Origin of the sequence: Cytobacillus sp. OWB-43, from assembly GCF_034651445.1 — a bacterium.
Lineage (GTDB): Bacteria > Bacillota > Bacilli > Bacillales > Cytobacillaceae > Cytobacillus > Cytobacillus kochii.
The window spans coordinates 677,858-693,398 of record NZ_JAYEFF010000001.1; the positions used below are offsets into that span (position 1 = coordinate 677,858).

Annotated in this window: 16 protein-coding genes; all 16 read left to right on the plus strand. The window is 37.1% G+C overall.

Going from position 1 to position 15,541, the window contains the following annotated elements; genetic code table 11:
* The first annotated feature begins 30 nt into the window (after positions 1-30).
* The 16 genes from U9M49_RS03430 (at position 31) to U9M49_RS03505 (ending at position 15,541) form a co-directional block, all read left to right on the plus strand.
* Complete coding sequence (locus U9M49_RS03430; RefSeq protein ID WP_095373429.1) at positions 31-615, plus strand: TetR/AcrR family transcriptional regulator; 585 nt, start codon at positions 31-33, stop codon at positions 613-615.
* A gap of 2 nt (positions 616-617) precedes the next feature.
* Positions 618-1,061, plus strand: a complete 444-nt coding sequence (locus tag U9M49_RS03435) for an acyl-CoA thioesterase (protein ID WP_095373697.1) — start codon at positions 618-620, stop codon at positions 1,059-1,061.
* Positions 1,051-2,112, plus strand: coding sequence for a phosphotransferase family protein (locus U9M49_RS03440; RefSeq protein WP_322909267.1), 1,062 nt, complete (start codon positions 1,051-1,053; stop codon positions 2,110-2,112). Before U9M49_RS03435 ends, U9M49_RS03440 begins: the two co-directional genes overlap by 11 nt.
* Positions 2,113-2,122: 10 nt before the next feature.
* Positions 2,123-2,851, plus strand: a complete 729-nt coding sequence (locus U9M49_RS03445) for a 2-phosphosulfolactate phosphatase (protein ID WP_322909268.1) — start codon at positions 2,123-2,125, stop codon at positions 2,849-2,851.
* A gap of 19 nt (positions 2,852-2,870) precedes the next feature.
* Entirely contained in the window at positions 2,871-3,659 is a 789-nt protein-coding gene (locus tag U9M49_RS03450; RefSeq protein WP_095373426.1) for an enoyl-CoA hydratase/isomerase family protein, read from the plus strand.
* A 56-nt stretch (positions 3,660-3,715) separates the two neighbouring features.
* Entirely contained in the window at positions 3,716-5,395 is a 1,680-nt protein-coding gene (locus tag U9M49_RS03455) for a long-chain-fatty-acid--CoA ligase (RefSeq protein ID WP_322909269.1), read from the plus strand.
* A 31-nt stretch (positions 5,396-5,426) separates the two neighbouring features.
* On the plus strand, positions 5,427-6,290 hold the full coding sequence (locus tag U9M49_RS03460) for a branched-chain amino acid ABC transporter permease (protein ID WP_095373424.1): 864 nt from the start codon (positions 5,427-5,429) through the stop codon (positions 6,288-6,290).
* Position 6,291: 1 nt separating this feature from the next.
* Complete coding sequence (locus U9M49_RS03465; RefSeq protein ID WP_095373423.1) at positions 6,292-7,296, plus strand: branched-chain amino acid ABC transporter permease; 1,005 nt, start codon at positions 6,292-6,294, stop codon at positions 7,294-7,296.
* Positions 7,283-8,044, plus strand: coding sequence for an ABC transporter ATP-binding protein (locus tag U9M49_RS03470; RefSeq protein ID WP_095373422.1), 762 nt, complete (start codon positions 7,283-7,285; stop codon positions 8,042-8,044). Before U9M49_RS03465 ends, U9M49_RS03470 begins: the two co-directional genes overlap by 14 nt.
* Positions 8,037-8,744 carry an ABC transporter ATP-binding protein gene (locus U9M49_RS03475; RefSeq protein ID WP_307314199.1) on the plus strand — a complete coding sequence of 236 codons (708 nt, stop codon included), beginning with the start codon at positions 8,037-8,039 and terminating at the stop codon, positions 8,742-8,744. Before U9M49_RS03470 ends, U9M49_RS03475 begins: the two co-directional genes overlap by 8 nt.
* Positions 8,745-8,771: 27 nt before the next feature.
* Complete coding sequence (locus U9M49_RS03480; protein ID WP_307314196.1) at positions 8,772-9,932, plus strand: ABC transporter substrate-binding protein; 1,161 nt, start codon at positions 8,772-8,774, stop codon at positions 9,930-9,932.
* A 106-nt stretch (positions 9,933-10,038) separates the two neighbouring features.
* The gene (locus U9M49_RS03485; protein WP_095373419.1) at positions 10,039-11,046 is read left to right on the plus strand and encodes an NADP-dependent oxidoreductase; all 1,008 of its coding nucleotides are present in this window, start codon (positions 10,039-10,041) and stop codon (positions 11,044-11,046) included.
* Between the two features lie 156 nt (positions 11,047-11,202).
* A complete protein-coding gene (locus U9M49_RS03490; RefSeq protein ID WP_322909270.1) occupies positions 11,203-11,934 on the plus strand; it encodes a TIGR02206 family membrane protein in 732 nt (243 codons plus the stop codon).
* A gap of 245 nt (positions 11,935-12,179) precedes the next feature.
* Positions 12,180-13,127 (plus strand): C40 family peptidase, encoded by a 948-nt coding sequence (locus U9M49_RS03495; RefSeq protein ID WP_322909271.1) that lies wholly within the window; start codon positions 12,180-12,182, stop codon positions 13,125-13,127.
* A 180-nt stretch (positions 13,128-13,307) separates the two neighbouring features.
* The gene (locus U9M49_RS03500; protein WP_322909272.1) at positions 13,308-14,462 is read left to right on the plus strand and encodes an acyl-CoA dehydrogenase family protein; all 1,155 of its coding nucleotides are present in this window, start codon (positions 13,308-13,310) and stop codon (positions 14,460-14,462) included.
* Positions 14,459-15,541 (plus strand): acyl-CoA dehydrogenase family protein, encoded by a 1,083-nt coding sequence (locus U9M49_RS03505; RefSeq protein WP_322909273.1) that lies wholly within the window; start codon positions 14,459-14,461, stop codon positions 15,539-15,541. Before U9M49_RS03500 ends, U9M49_RS03505 begins: the two co-directional genes overlap by 4 nt.

The window sequence follows — 15,541 nt, forward strand, 5'->3', positions numbered from 1 at the left end:
TAGGCATAGACATAGTCAGGAGGGCTTTTAGTGAAAAATCAAATTTTAAAGAAAAGCATCGATTTGTTTGATGATAAAGGCTTTAAGGAAACGACCATTCAAGATATTGTCGATCAACTCGATGTGACGAAAGGTACTTTTTATTATTATTTCAACAGTAAGCAGGAAGTATTAAGGGATATCCATTTAGAATACATCGAAGGTTTATTACAAGAACAAGAGGAAATCTTACAAAATCAAACATTAAGTAATAAAGAAAAGCTCTACGAAAACATTTATTTAACATTAAGTAAGATTGACACCCAGGGAAAAGAAGCACGAATTGTGCATCGGGAGTTAAGGCATTTACATGAAGATCATGTCAAACAAATTAAATTAAAGAGAAAAGAATATCGATTAAATTTTGAAAAAATTATTGATGAAGGTAAAAAGACAAGAGAGTTTAGTAATCATATTCGAACGGATATTCTTGCATTCGGATTTTTAGGAATGACGAATTATAGCTATTATTGGTTTCGCACAGATGGTGAACTAACGGATAAGGAATTAGCACGATTTTATACCGAAATTATTTTAAAAGGTATTGAAGAAGTGCCTGTTAAAGAGGGGATTTGATGATGCATAAAAAACATCAAATAGAGGTGTATGTACGGTTTAGTGAAACCGATGCTGTTGGCCATGTCAATAATACAAGTTATTTTCTTTATTTTGAAGAGGCAAGAACGAAATTATTTTATGAGATTTTACCTAATAGAAATAAACAAAGTAGTATGATTTTGGCTTCTATTCATTGTGATTATGTTGCCCCAGCTTTCGCAGGTGAGGAACTAGTTGTGACTACTGAGGTTAGCAATATTGGCCGTAAAAGCTTTGAATTACAGCATTTATTGACAAAGAAGATGGATGGGAAATTGGTTGCTAAAGCAAGTTGTGTCACTGTGTGTTATAACTTCATAGATGATCATTCTATTTTGATTCCAGAACATTTAAGGGATAACTTAAAAAAATATCAGCCTCTCGCATTACTAAGTAAAACAGAGGAGGGTGTTCATGACTTCTGATACAATTCCCATTCGAGAAGGTGAAGGGCTTGATGTTCATCGCTTAGAACAATATTTAAAAGCAAATATAGAAGAAATACCTAACAAACCATTAGAAATCTCCCAATTTAGTGCAGGTAAATCAAATCTAACCTATCAATTAAAAGCTGGCAACTGGGAAGCTGTGTTAAGAAGACCGCCTATGGGACCAGTAGCACCTAAAGCGCATGATATGGAAAGAGAATATAAAGTACTACAGGAAATCCACCCTTTTTTCAATCAAGCACCGAAGCCTTTTATTTACAGTGATAAAGAACTTTTAGGTGCACCATTCTTTATTATGGAAAGAAAAAAAGGGGTGGTGATAGACGATTCCCTCACTATTCCTGATGGTGACAGTACTTATGATGTAGGTCAAAGAATATCACAATTGATGGTAAACACTCTTGTGCAATTACACGCTATCAATTATCAGAAGACCAAACTAAAAGAGATGACGAGACCAGCTGGGTTCATGCAAAGGCAAGTAGATGGCTGGATAAGCCGATATCATCGTAGTAAAACAGATGAAATTAATGGGATTGATGAACTTACAAATTGGTTAGAGTCACATCTCCCACATTCCGAAAAAACAACGATTATCCATTATGATTTTAAGCTAAATAACAGTATGTTCAATCAACAGTTAACAAGATTAATCGGTGTCTTTGATTGGGAAATGTCAACTGTTGGTGACCCGTTAGCAGATCTAGGTGTTGCCTTAAGCTACTGGCATGAAAAAAATGATTCCGATCTATTGAAGAGAGGTCTAGGAGAAGAGTCGGTGACGACAAAGCCAGGCTTCTTCACAAGAGAAGAGTTTATTCAAGCATATGCGCTAAAAAGTGGGACAGATGTCAGTCAAATTCATTATTATTTAACATTTGCTTACTTCAAACTCGCCGTTATATGTCAGCAAATTTATTATCGTTGGAAGCGCGGGCAAACAAAAGACGAGCGCTTTTCTAATCTAAACTTATATGTAAATAACTTAATACAACATGCTGTAAAGACATCTAGAAGAAAATTGTGAGGTTATTGATATGGTGAAACTTCATGTAGTCATGAAAAAAGAAGAAATCGATAAAGAGAAATTAAATGGGCAGAAGGTGGTAGTTGTATTTGATATTTTGATGGCCACATCAGTTATAACAACTGCGATTCAACACGGGGCAAAGGCGGTCATACCAGTAGCGAATCAAGAGGATGCATTATATGAAGCAAGCATTCGTGAAAAAGGAACATATGTGTTAGTTGGAGAATATAACGGGCTAACGATAGACGGATTTGAATCACCCCATCCAGAAAGATTATCTAAAACTGTTGAAGGTAAGGATATCATCTTAACAACCACCAATGGAACAGTGGCCATCAAACATGCTCTTAATGCAAAGAAAGTGTATATAGCATCCCTCTTAAATGCCAAACATTCTGCTAAGGCAGTTTGTAGCGAACATCTTGATGAGACGGTAGTACTTGTTTGTTCGGGATCTTCTGGTGCATTTAATGTCGAGGACTTTTATGGAGTCGGTTATTATATTGATTGTTTAATAACTAGCAGTCATAAGGCTTGGGAAATGTCAGATACAGCACTGTGTGCCCATCAATTTTATTTGGGTGCAAAAGAAAAAGGAACAGAATTATTAATGGCTTCACGTGTAGGTAAAATGATTGCAAATCACGGTATGAAGACGGAAGTAGCATTCGTAGCTCAAAAAGATATTTTTGCCGTTTCCCCTATTGTAACGGATGAAGGCGTAATCGGCGTTTAATAAAAAATGAGGTGAAGATATGACATCGAAAACAATGAGTCATTTACTAATGAAAATTGAGAATGGTGTAATGGAATTAACATTAAATCGTCCTGAGGCATTAAATTCATTTAGCCCTGAGCTAATTCAAGGGTTAAAATCAGCACTACAACAAGCCAAAGCGGATAAAGATATTCGTGTTATTGTATTGAAGGGAGCGGGAAGAGCTTTCAGTTCTGGTGGAGATGTAAAAAGGATGGGTTCAAGATCGCCTATAGCTACTTATGAACATATTGGGAATTTGAATGAGCTTATTCTTTTAATACAATCTGTAGAGAAACCAATCATTGCAGCCGTACATGGATATGCGGCAGGAGCAGGGTTTAATCTAGCACTAGCATGTGATTTAATCTTAGCAGAAGAAGAAACTAAATTTATTTTAAGCTTTTCTAAAGTAGGCTTAATTTCGGATGGCGGCGGCTCTTATTTTCTACCTCGACTAGTTGGATTACAACGTGCGAAGGAACTATTATTTAGCGCAGAGCCATTAACAGTTGAAAAAGCATACGAATTTGGCATCGTTAACCATATTTACAAAAAAGGTCACTTTGAAGATGATGTAAAACAATATGCGGAAAAATTAAGTGCTGGGCCAAATATTGCGTATGGATTTATTAAAAAACTTACTAACGAATCTTATCAGTTATCATTAAAACAAGTATTAGAACAGGAAAGGATTACACAAGGTACGATGGTAACAACAGAGGACCATCATGAAGGAATTACTGCTTTTAAAGAAAAAAGACAACCTGACTTCAAACGTTCTTAAATTAAATATGACACCTCTATGAGCTATTCTAAAAAGTTAAGGAGGAGATTAAATTAATGCAAACAAGACATTTTGATCACTGGCCAAAGCTTCCAAAAAAACTGATTGTTCCAGAAACTTCAGTTTACCAAAACTTGGAATTCTCAGCACTTCAATATCCTTCGCGAGAGGCTATCCATTATTATGGAAATGAAATAAGCTTTAAGCAATTATTAGACGAAGTGAAGAGTGTTTCTAGTTATCTTCAAACGGAATTACAGGTAAAAAAAGGAGATAAAGTCCTGCTCTTTATGCAGAATTCTCCACAGTTTGTCATTAGTTTCTATAGCATTATGAGAATCGGCGCAGTCGTCGTTCCGATTAACCCAATGCTTGTTACGAGTGAGTTAGCTTTTTATATTAATGATTGTCAAATTGAAACAGCAGTTATCGGTCAAGAATTACAACCTATTGTAAAACCACTTATTGAACAGACTTCTTTGAAACACCTACTTATTGCCTCCTATTCAGATTATATTGACCCACAAGATAACATAGATAGACCAGATGTAGTTGCAGAACCACGAAAAGAATGGACAGAAGAGCAAGATCATTTCCGGTGGGATGACGCTATAAAGATAAGAGAAATCGTTCCTTATTATACGAGCAAACAGGATGATTTAATCGTCCTTCCTTACACTTCAGGAACAACCGGTGTACCAAAAGGCTGTATGCATACGAATTATTCTGTTCAAGCCAATACCGTTGGTGGTGCTTTATGGGGGAGGATTTCAAGTAGCAATGTCATTTTATCTTCTTTGCCATTTTTCCATGTGACCGGAATGGTGCAAAGTATGCATGTACCCATTTATGCTGGAAGTACCATGGTCATTATGACTAGGTGGAATAAAGATACGGCATTACAACTTATTGAGAGAAAGCAGTGTAGTAATTGGACAGCTATAAGTACGATGTTAATTGATTTTATTTCTAATCCAAAATTAACAGCTGATCGTATAGCTTCACTTATTGGCATTTCCGGTGGTGGCGCTACTTTGCCGGAAGCAGTTGGTCAGAAATTAGAGAAATTAACTGGATTAACTTTTTTAGAAGGGTATGGCTTGACCGAAACAATTGCACAAACCCATTCAAATCCAACAGATCATCCGAAAATGCAATGTTTAGGCATTCCCTTCTTCGATGTGGATGCTAGAATTATAGATCCTATTACAAATGAAGAATTGGGAATCGATGAGGTTGGTGAAATCATCATTCATGGTCACCAAGTAATGAAAGGTTACTATAATCGTCCAGAAGAAAATGAAAGCGCTTTTATTACTATAGAAGGAAAACAATTTTTTAGAACAGGTGATTTAGGAAAAGTAGATGAAGAGGGTTATTTCTTTATTGTTGATCGTGTAAAAAGAATGATTAATTCTTCAGGTTATAAAATTTGGCCGACAGAGGTGGAGTCGATTCTATATCGTCACTCTGCGATTCAACAGGCTTGTGTCGTTGGGATTCCTGATCCGAGACGAGGAGAAGCAGCAAAAGCCTTCGTAATATTAAATGAAGACAGTAAAGGAAAGACATCTGCTGAAGAGATTATTCAATGGGCTAAAGAGCATATGGCTGCCTATAAAGTTCCGAAAGTGGTTGAGTTTAGAGAGTCTTTCCCGATGACATCTAGCGGGAAAATATTATGGCGTAAACTGAAAGAAGAAGAAGAATCGAAAGTGAATCAACAAAAAGTCTAATCTTCTACTGACGTGAAAAAGGGGGAAAATGATGGAACTTTTAATGCAACAATTGTTTAATGGATTAACAATTGGGAGTGTCTATGCCCTAGTAGCTTTAGGGCTCACTTTAGTATACGGCATTCTCCATATTCCAAATTTCGCTCACGGTGCTCTGTACATGGTAGGTGGATATATCACTTTAATTATGATGACTGAAGCAGGTTTACACTATATTCTCGCAATGGTTGTTTCCATTTGTGTAGTCGGACTATTAAGTGTCTTAATGGAGAGACTTGTGTTCTATCCTCTAAGACACTCTCCTCCTATTCAAGATAAAGTGGCTGCCATCGGTATTTTACTTTTTCTTGAAGCATTAGCACAGTTTATATGGGGAGCGGACTATCGCCAAATGTCAACACCTTTTGGGCAGGTGGTGGAAGTGTTTGGTCTCACACTGACATTGCAGAGAATACTCATTGTATTCGCAGCAATTGCGGTAATGATTTTGCTTTACTGGTTCTTAAAGAAAACATTTACGGGTAGGACAATCATTGCAATGGCCCAAAATAGAGAAGGGGCGCAATTAGTAGGTATCAACACACATAAAGTAGCGATCCTCACTTTTTTTATTGCTGGTGCTCTGGCGGCAATTGGTGCTTCACTTACGTCACCAATTAACCTCGTCTTTCCTGGAATGGGACATCTGGTAATCCTAAAAGCTTTTGTCATTATCATCATCGGTGGAATGGGCAGTATTCCAGGAGCCATATTGGGTGGATATATCCTAGGGTTCACGGAAAGTTTAGGAGCAACCTACCTTTCTGCAGATTATAAAGACATCATCGCTTTTGTATTATTAATTCTCATTCTATCAATCAAGCCTCAAGGAATTTTCTCTAAAGGAGGCGTATAGAATGAACGTTCTAACAAACAAGAAGGTAATTATACCTTTGCTCATCGTTCTCGGAATCGTTTTCCCTTTCGTTATTCCGAATCTTTATTATCTTCATATTATGACTTTGGCTTTTATTTGGACCATCGCAGTTTATGGCTTGAATTTACTTGCGGGTTATACAGGTTACTTATCTTTAGCTCATGGTGGTTTCTTTGCAATTGGGGCGTATGTTATCGGCATCCTTACTGTTAAACTTGAGATGGGTTTTTGGTTAAGCTTTTTGTTAGCCCCATTGGTAACGATGTTCATCGGGTTAATCATCGGGCTGTTTGCCTTAAGAACGAAAGAACACTTTTTTGCTATATATACCCTTTGTGTAGGCTATATTATTTACCTAGTGATTGATAAGTGGGAAGGTCTAACTGGTGGCGTAAGAGGACTAATTGGTATCCCTTTGCCAGAGGCAATCGGTCCAATTACTTTTCAATCACCAACAGCTCAATATTATTTAGCGTTTTTCATTTTTCTCCTCGTTGTGGCTGTCATTTATCGTATCGTGCATTCACTAACTGGGAGAACATTTATCGCTATTCGTAATAGTGAAGATTTAGCGTTATCACTTGGTATTTCAACTAAACGGAATAAACTTCTTGCCTTTGTACTTTCCACTTTTTTTGCTGGTTTGGCAGGAGCGATGTATGCAGGTTTTATCCGTTTCATCGGTCCAGAAATAGCTTATACAACGATCACATTTGATTTGCTTACTTATATGATTGTTGGTGGAATTGGTACATTTGCTGGTCCGATTGTAGGGACATTTCTTATCGTGATCATCTCGCAAAATCTACAATTCTTACAAGATTATCGGATGCTCATATTTGGTCCATTATTGACATTACTCATCATCTTTTCTCCTAGAGGAATTGTTGGGTTTATTCAAATGCAGTTGTATCAAAGAAAACGGAAAAAACAGGAATCTCTTGCTTACAAAAACAGGGAGGAGGAGACAAATGCTGGAGGTTAAAGGCTTAACGAAGCGTTTTGGTGGAAATGTAGCAGTGAAGTCAGTGGATTATTCCGTCCAACAAGGGAAGATCAACGCCATCATTGGCCCTAATGGTGCGGGGAAAAGTACATTCTTTAACTTGATTACAGGTGTGCACGAACCGACCGAAGGAACGATTATCTATAAAAATGAGGAGATTACTAGACAACCAGCGAATGTGATAGCAAAGCTAGGTGTGGCAAGGACATTTCAAAGTACACACTTATTTGAAATGTCGACGGTGAAAGACAATGTAATCGTTGGCCATCGCTTGCGAACGAAATCTAATCTGTTTGATAGTATCTTTCGGACGAAAAGGCTAAAAGAAGAAGAACAACAATGTATCGCCAAAGCAGAGGAATCTTTAGATTTCGTTGGCTTATCACATGTAAGTGATCAACTAGTAACAAATATTTCTCAAGAAGAGAAGAAACGTGTTGCTTTCGCATTAGCACTTGCTACTGATCCTGAGATCGTTTTTCTCGATGAACCAACAGCTGGGGTCAATCCTGATGAAACAGATGAAATGGCAAAATTAATCCAAAAAATGGCGGATAAAGGTTTAACGATTTGTCTTATTGAGCATAAGATGCCGATGATTATGCGGTTGGCGCATCATATTATGGTTTTAAACTATGGAGAAAAGATTGCGGAAGGAACACCAGCAGAGATCCAAAAAAATGAAGAGGTCATCAAAGCCTATTTAGGAGGGACGGTGAGTGCTTAAATTAGATGGAGTTTCTGCTAAATATGGAAAATATTTAAGTATTAAAGATATTGATATTGATGTTGTGGAAGGCGAGATTGTTGTTTTACTAGGGGCGAATGGAGCAGGGAAAAGCACGACTTTCAAAACAATTAGTGGTCTATTAAAAGCAACTTCAGGCAAGATACTTTTTAATGATGTACCTATTCATCAAACGGCACCTGAAAAGATTGTACAAATGGGGATTGTCCAATGTGCCGAGGACCGTAAATTGTTTCCTTATATGAACGTAGAACAAAATCTAATGATGGGAGGTTATATTCATCGTAAGCGTAAAGCGCAATTGAAACAATCATTAAATGATGTGTTCGAGCTTTTTCCGATTCTTTACGAAAAAAGAAATGAAGCAGCAGGTTTACTAAGTGGTGGACAACAGCAAATGCTTGCAATCGGCAGAGCTTATATGGCTAAACCGAAGTTAATGTTACTTGATGAACCTTCCATTGGGCTAGCACCACTTATTGTTGAGCAAATGTTTGAAAGCATTAAAAATATTAATCAAGAAGGAACAACCATTCTTTTAGCAGAACAAAATGCATTTGCAGCGTTAAGTATTGCGAAGAAAGGTTATGTGTTTGAAAATGGGCAGATTGCATTGCAAGGGACTGCGGATGAGCTTTTATCAAACCAAGAGGTAAGAAAGGCTTATATTGGTGCATAAGTAATAATTATTAAGGGGGAGAGTTTTATGAAAAAGCGGAAATGGTTAAGTGTTTTAGTCGTATTCACTATCTTTTTTCTTTCAGCTTGTGCACAATCAAGTGGTGGCAATGGTGAGAAAGTCGTCAATATTGGTTATAGTGGTCCATTGAGTGGTGCTGCTGCTTATTATGGTGAAAACACATTAAATGGTTTGAAGATGGCAGTAGAGGACATTAATAAAGAAGGTTTTGAAGTAAATGGTGATAAATACAAACTGAATGTTGTTGCCTTGGATGATAAATATTTACCTAATGAAACAGCATCAAATGGAAAACGCTTAGTTCAAGAAAACCAAACACCAATTATATTCTCGCCACATAGCGGTGGCATCTCAGCGTTACAAGTATTTAACGAAGTGGATAATTTCATCGTATCAGCCTATTCGAGTGAACCAGATATTGTTGAGCGTGGGAATACATTAACTGTTAGAATACCGCCGAGCTATGAAGGATATATTGAGCCATTCTCCGATTATGCGATGGATAATTTCGGAAAAAAATTAGCTGCTATTCCGCCTGTTACGCAATATGGAAAAGATTGGGCTGAAGCGATTATTCCATACTGGGAAAGTGCAGGAGGAGAAGTAGTTCATAAAGCTTCAGTTGATTACTCGAAAGATACAGACTTTTTTACTCTTTTAACGAATGCATTAAAAGAAGAGCCAGATGTCCTCTTCATTGGTGGACCTTCAGAACCTACTGCTAAAATTGTATCGCAGGCAAGACAGCTTGGATATGACGGAGGTTTTATCGTGATGGACCAAGCGAAATTGGATGAAATGAAAAATGTGACAGGTTCATATGATGTATTAGAAGGAGCGATAGGTGTTGTTCCGCTTATATATACAGAATATTCTGGAACAAAGGAGTTTATTGATAAGTATCGTGAAAAGCATGACAAGGACCCAGGTTCTGAAGCAGGCTATCACTATTTAGCAATGTATGTATTTGTAGAGGCAATGAAAGCAGCGGGATCTGTTGATGATGCTAAGCTTATACGGGAACACATTGAAGATGGATTAACTAATTTACCAGATGATAAAAAAGTATATGATTTGAAACATATTGAAGAAAATGGGGCAATCGAAAACTTTATCAGAATGGGTGTAATTAAAGATGGTGAGTTTGAAGAAGTAGATGTAGAGTAAAAAGAGGGCGTCTGTGAGTGAAGAAGGTTCACAGACGTCCTATCTTTTGTTTTACCTTAATTGATAAGGGTATAGAGAAGTAGAACGTATAAAATGGAGGGATAAAATGGGTAATCGAAGTATTCTATTAGTCGAAAGACCAACCGGAATGCCAAATGATAAAAATTTTGAATTAGTAGAGAGTGAAGAACTTCCTCGTTTAAATGAAGGGGAGGTATTAATACAAACCATTTACCTTTCTGTTGATCCATATATGAGAGGCAGGATGAGTGGGCGAAAATCATATATTGAGCCTTTTGCATTAAATGAAGTGTTATCCGGTGGAATTGTAGGTCAAGTAATTGAATCAAAGGATGGTAATTTTAAAGTGGGTGACTATGTGGAAGGGCGTCTTGGCTGGTCTGATTATAATGTAGCTAAAAGTCATCAAGTACGTAAATTAAATCCTTCTATAGCTCCTATATCAACAGCATTAGGTATTGTGGGAATGCCAGGATTAACAGCTTATTTTGGCTTACTAGATATAGGTGAGCCTAAAGAGGGAGAGACGGTTGTGGTCTCTGGAGCAGCAGGTGCCGTCGGTTCAACGGTTGGGCAAATAGCTAAATTAAAAGGCTGTAAAGTGATAGGAATCGCTGGAACGGAAGAAAAATGCCAATATTTAAAAGAAGACCTACATTTTGATGAAGTCATCAACTATAAAACTGATAATATAAAGGATAAGGTTAAACAATATACACCCGATGGCGTCGATATTTACTTTGATAATGTAGGTGGAGATATTTCCGATGAAGTAATAAAAAGAATTAATTACAAAGCAAGGATTATTCTTTGTGGACAAATCTCCTCCTATAATGCGACAGAAATAGAGCATGGGCCGAGAATACAAGGGTTATTAGTACAAAAAAGCGCATTAATGAAGGGTTTCATTGTTGGTGATTATGCAAATAATCACGAAGAAGGCTTGAAGCAACTTGGAGAATGGGTTAATTCAGGAAAGCTTCAATATCGTGAAAATATCGTGGAAGGTTTAGAAAATGCTCCTCATGCTTTTATTGGCTTATTTAAGGGAGATAATTTAGGTAAACAACTGGTTAAAGTGAGTGATGATTAACATGAACGAACTATAAGAGCATGGATATTGGAGAAGAACAAATAACGTGTTTGGCATAATTTGTTCTTTTCCTTATTATTGTGAATGTTTGATCCTGCTACTAGCTCTGTAATAGAACAATAAGGGACAATTAGATACATATATTGGAGGAATGTTATGCAACTATTTGAGCAAAACCATAGCAACTACTCCTTTGAGATATTTTCTACTTCACACCTTGTAATGGTAGTACTCTTTTTAATAGGATCCTTCTTCTTATATTTCCAGAGAAAAAGGTTAGCCGGACATAAAACGATGTTAAGAGTAATATTCTTATTGCTCTTGCTCTTTTTAGAAGGAAGTTATCACTATTGGTTATGGATAGGTGGAAAGTGGGATGTCTCTTTTGCTTTGCCTCTTCACTTATGCTCGATTAGTGTGCTACTTTGTTTGCTATTACTTATTTTACAAAAACGTTTGCTCTTTCAATTAACTTATTATATTGGTATTGCGGGAGCGACTATGGCTATCTTAACGCCAGAATTGTTTTTCGGATACCCACATTTTCGTTATTTTCAATTTTTCTTTATCCATATGATCATCGTATGGACAGCTCTACTTTATATATTTAGCTTCAAGTACTCTCCATCAAGTAAAGGGGTTGTAGCTGCGTTTATTTCTCTTAATATATTTGCGATTATAGCGGCTGTTATTAACTATGTTACGGATGGAAATTATATGTTTCTTTCTCGAAAACCAGCGACGAGTTCTGTGCTCGACTTTTTTGGCCCATATCCTTATTACATTTTTGTTCTTGAGGCTGTAGCAGTATTGTTATTTGTACTTATGTATCTTCCTTTTAAGGATAGGAGGAAAGACCCTTTAGAGAAAAGAAAAACAATTAGTTGATTAAATCGGCCCATTTTTTTCATAGGTGTCACAAAATGGACAAATAAAATGTAACTATTTTCTTTTGTGTTACATTTTGTTTTAGTGATAAAGAACTGTTTATTGTGGATGCTATTGGAAGTTTAGTATGTATTTTCTTTTAAATTGTAATTATATTACATATAAACCATGTTTTTCACGGTTTGTTTTTCTTCGTATGCACTCTATCATGAATGAGAAATGATAGATTAGGAGTGTACAAAGAGATGAAAAAACAACTCGTGTCAATAGCAGCGGCTACTACTCTTTTTGCGGCAACATATGCAGAAGTTGGAGCAGCGCAAACACATACAGTGCAATCAGGTGATACTTTATGGAAATTGTCTAATACATATAATCTTTCCATCAATCAATTAATGGAGTGGAATCAGCTAAAGAGTTCTACAATTGTTGTTGGTCAAAAGCTGAAGGTAAATGGGGCAGAACAAACAAGTACCTATACAGTCAAAAGTGGAGACTCACTTTGGAAAATTGCACATCAACATGGTATCTCTGTCATTGATTTAAAAAACATCAATGGGCTGAGTTCCGATAGAATATATCCAGGGCAGAAATTAAAGCTAAAGGTGAGTTCAGGGGGGGCACCTTCAACCCCTAATACAAACCAATCAACTTATACAGTACAATCAGGTGATAGTCTCTGGTTAATTGCCTCAAAGCATCAGTTATCAGTGGCGCAGTTAAAAAATATGAATAACTTAACAACGGATGTAATCCGTCCAGGTCAGGTATTAAAAGTGAGTTCATCTAACTCCTCGGCTGGTGGAAATCAAACTAGTAATAACCAACATTCACAGGTAAATCAATTAATAAAAGAAGCGAAAAAACATATCGGTGTTCCTTATACTTGGGGAGGAAATTCACCGTCTTCAGGGTTTGACTGTAGTGGATTTCTAAAATATGTTTTTAATCAAATCGGTGTTTCCATACCACGAACAGTGGAGACGATTTGGCAAGCGACTACATCTGTTTCATCTCCACAACCAGGTGATATTGTTTTCTTTGAAACGTATAAAAAAGGACCATCACATGCCGGTATTTATTTAGGCAACAATCAATTTATTCATGCTGGAACAAGTACAGGTGTAACAATTGCTGATATGTCTTCAAGTTATTGGAAACCGAAATATTTGGGTGCTAAAACGGCATTATAAAAACTGGATTTAAAAGAGCATTTGGGAGACAGTTCCTAGGTGCTCTTTTTTAGGTTAAAACACTGAATTACTCTGTAAATATTCTAAATATTTAAAATTGACAAAAAAGACTATTTTAAATAAAATATTATATATAGATATATAGTATCGAATACCGATAAAATGAGAGGGTGAAAAGTATTGGTTAAATTAGAAGTGCCAACTGTTCAATTGACATCAGATCAGCAGTCATTTAGAAATGAAGTCCGTGCATTTTTAAGAGAAGAAATACAATCCGGGCATTTTACACCTACATGTGATTCATGGCTAAGTGGAGAATCATCTACTTTTTCGAAAAAGCTAGGTGATAAAGGTTGGATTGGAATGACATGGCCGCAAGTGTATGGTGGAAGTGAAAAGAGCGCCATTGATAGATATATTTTAACAGAGGAGTTGCTTGTAGCAGGTGCACCCGTTGCTGCTCATTGGTTTGCTGATAGACAAACGGGGCCATTGCTTCTAAAATATGGGACGGAAAATCAAAAAAAGACTTTTTTACCGCAAATCACAAAAGGGGAATGTTTCTTTGCTATTGGTTTAAGTGAACCGAATGCTGGCTCTGATTTAGCTGCCATCAAAACTCGGGCAGTACGAACGGATGGCGGCTGGCTACTCACTGGTTCAAAGATATGGTCAAGTGGTGCTCATATCGCTCACTATATGGTCGTACTATGTCGTACATCACCAGAAGATGAAGAAAATCGCCATGATGGTATGAGTCAGTTAATTGTTGATTTACATGTTAATGGTGTGACCATTCGCCCAATCACTTTTTTAACAGGTGAGCATCATTTTAATGAGGTATTTTTTGAAAACGTTTTCGTTCCAGATGAACAAGTGGTCGGTCAAGTCGGGAATGGTTGGAAACAAGGAATGGCAGAACTTGCTTATGAAAGAAGTGGACCAGAGAGAATACTCAGTACATACCCATTATTTTCAGGTGTAATTGATGAACTAAAAAGGATAAATGATCGAGAAGGATTAACAGAAATGCTCTCGCTCCTTCCAGAGCTATGGAGCATTAGAAATTTATCTATTGGTGTGGCAAAGTATCTTGACGAGGGGAAGGATGTTTCATTTATTGCCTCACTTGTTAAAGATAGAGGAACAACTTTTGAAACAAAAGTGGCAGAGACGGTGAGGTTAGTATTGTCTAAGCACCCTGATTTATTAAATAGTAAGTCTATCGGTGAGCTGTATACACAATCTATTTTGCATGGCCCAGGTTTCACTCTAAGAGGGGGAACAACGGAAATCTTACGAGGAATTATTGCCAAAGGGGTTGTATCAGAATGAGTGAAATAAAAGAGTATATTTATGATTCGGCCAGTAAATTTTTGAAGAAACAATCTACACAGGACTTACTTGAAAAGGGACAAAAGGGTTTATTTGATGATGAGTTATGGGCATCCCTAAATGACATGGGTCTAACAGGAGTAAATATACCGGAAGCATATGGTGGAGTGGGTGGAGATTATGAAGATGGTTTTACAGTTATTAGATTAGTTGGTCAATACCCAATTCCTCTACCTTTACCTGAAACTTTAATTAGTAAATGGATTCTGTCACAGTACGAGATGAAGATCACTCATGATCAACCGTTATCATTCCATTTTAATGAACAAAACCCTTTGGAAGTTAGGAAACATAACGGTAACTATATTTTAAGCGGAGAGGCTTTAAATGTACCTTGGGGAAGGGTAGCAAAAGAAATCGTTGCCCTCGCTAAATGTCAAAACGAGTGGATGATGGTCCTCTTACCAGTAAACGAGTCAAAGATACATGAACAGGTGAATCTAGCCGGTGAACCACGTGATTCCTTGATTTTTCATGACATTCATATTGGAGATTCAGCCATCAAAATAATAGAAGATTGTGAGAGTAAGAAAATAGTAGAGCAACTGTATGCATTGGCTAAAGCGGCGATGCTTGCTGGCATTAGTGAACGAGTAGTACAGGAGTGCCTGTCTTATGCAAGTGAGCGTAAACAGTTTGGCAAGAATTTATATCGTTTTCAAGCAGTGCAGCAACATATCTCACTTCTAGTAGGAGAAACCGCTGCTTGCTTAGCTGCTGTTAACAATGCAGTGGAAATGCTTCAGGGTAGCTATGATTCGTTGTCTATCATGTTGACGAAGATAAAGGTGAGTGCCGTTGCAGGCGATATTGCGATGACCGCCCATCAGCTCCATGGAGCTATTGGGATGACATATGAACATACGCTGCATCATTTAACAAAACGGTTATGGTCATGGCGTGATGAAGCTGGAAATGAGCGCTATTGGCAAGGGGAATTAAGCACTTATATAGCACACAGTCCAGTCACTATTTGGTCACTATTAGTGGATAATCACGAAGTTAAATCCATTTTATAA